General features: G+C 66.9%; 3 protein-coding genes. All 3 read left to right on the top strand.

The genetic code is table 11. From position 1 onward, the window contains the following. Positions 1-205, top strand: a 205-nt coding sequence (locus PFH44_RS27570) for an ABC transporter permease subunit (RefSeq protein WP_283826839.1), incomplete at its 5' end; no start/stop codon positions are given. Then, positions 202-1,053: an ABC transporter permease gene (locus PFH44_RS27565; protein ID WP_283826838.1), complete on the top strand. Its 852-nt coding sequence runs from the start codon at positions 202-204 to the stop codon at positions 1,051-1,053. The genes PFH44_RS27570 and PFH44_RS27565, both read left to right, overlap by 4 nt. Beyond that, a partial coding sequence (locus tag PFH44_RS27560) for an ATP-binding cassette domain-containing protein (RefSeq protein ID WP_283826837.1) occupies positions 1,050-1,397 on the top strand: 348 nt, incomplete at its 3' end. The genes PFH44_RS27565 and PFH44_RS27560, both read left to right, overlap by 4 nt.

The following is a 1,397-nucleotide window of genomic DNA, read 5'->3' as shown; positions in this document are numbered from 1 at the left end:
CGGGGCGCTGATTACCGAAACCGTATTTGGCCGCGGGGGCCTCGGGCAGCTCACCCAGCAGGCGGTGAATAATCAGGATATCGCCGTCCTGCAGGCGGTGGTAATGATCTCGGCCCTCGGCTTCGTGCTGATTAATCTGCTGGTCGATCTGCTGATGCCGCTGTTCGATCCTCGTCTGAAACCGCTTGCCGGAGGTGCCCTATGAGCCTGGTCGATTACGCTATCGCCGCCCGCCGTCGGACGTTTAGCCGACGCACCCTGCGCCTGCAGCCAGGGCTATGGCTGGCCTGGGCGATCATCGTTACCGCCGTGCTGCTGGCCGTCGCGCCGCAGCTCTTTACTCCCTACAGCCCGCTGGAAGGGATACCCGGCGCCCAGCGCCTGGCGCCGCAGGCCGGACACTGGCTCGGCACCGACCAGCTGGGTCGCGACCTGTGGGCGCGAATTGTTTACGGCGCCGTGCACTCCCTCAGCGCGGCGCTGGCGGCGGTCGCCATCGGGCTGATCGTCGGCAGCGCGCTCGGCACCCTTGCCGGCGCCGCCGCCGGACGCGTGGAGTCGGTGGTGATGCGGCTGGTTGACGTCCTGCTGGCGATCCCTTCGCTGCTGCTGTCGCTCACGGTGATCATCATCCTCGGCTTCGGCACCGTTAACGCCGCCGTGGCCGTTGGCGTCGCCGCGATTGCCAGCTTTGCCCGCCTGGCGCGGGCGGAGGTGGTCCGCGTACGCCATAGCGATTACGTCGAAGCGGCTTACGGCAGCGGCGGGACCTTCTTCGCCGTCTTCTGGCGGCATATTCTGCCGAACTCGCTGACCGCCGTGCTGGCCTTCGCCACCCTGCAGTTCGGTCAGGCGATCCTCGCGCTCTCGACCCTGAGCTTTCTCGGCTACGGCACCCCGCCGCCGGTCCCTGAATGGGGGCTGCTGATTGCCGAAGGGCGTAACTATCTTTCAACCGCCTGGTGGCTGACCACCTTCCCCGGCGTGACGGTGGTGGCGGTGGTGCTCGCCGCCAACCGCATCAGCCGCCAATTTAGCGGAGAACGCGCATGAACGTATTAAGCGTCGAAAACCTGCGCATCAGCTACCGCTCCCGGCAGGAGTGGCGCGAGGTGGTGCACGGCGTCAGCTTTAGCATCAGGCGCGGCGAAATGCTGGCGTTCGTCGGCGAATCCGGCTCCGGCAAGACCACCACCGCCCAGGCGATTATCGGCCTGCTGGCGGATAACGCCCGCCGCGACGGCGGTAAGATCGTCATTAACGCCGAGGATATCAGCGGCTGGTCGGGTAAGCGGCTCGATAGCCTGCGCGGCGCGCGCATCAGCCTGGTGCCTCAGGACCCGGGCAACTCGCTGAACCCGGTGCAGACCATCGGCGCCCAGGTCGGGGAGATCCTC

Origin of the sequence: Klebsiella sp. Ech2A (genome assembly GCF_030078455.1) — a bacterium.
GTDB classification, from domain to species: domain Bacteria; phylum Pseudomonadota; class Gammaproteobacteria; order Enterobacterales; family Enterobacteriaceae; genus Klebsiella; species Klebsiella terrigena.
The sequence above is the reverse complement of the archived record's forward strand: the minus strand, read 5'-3'. Positions and strand labels throughout refer to the sequence as shown.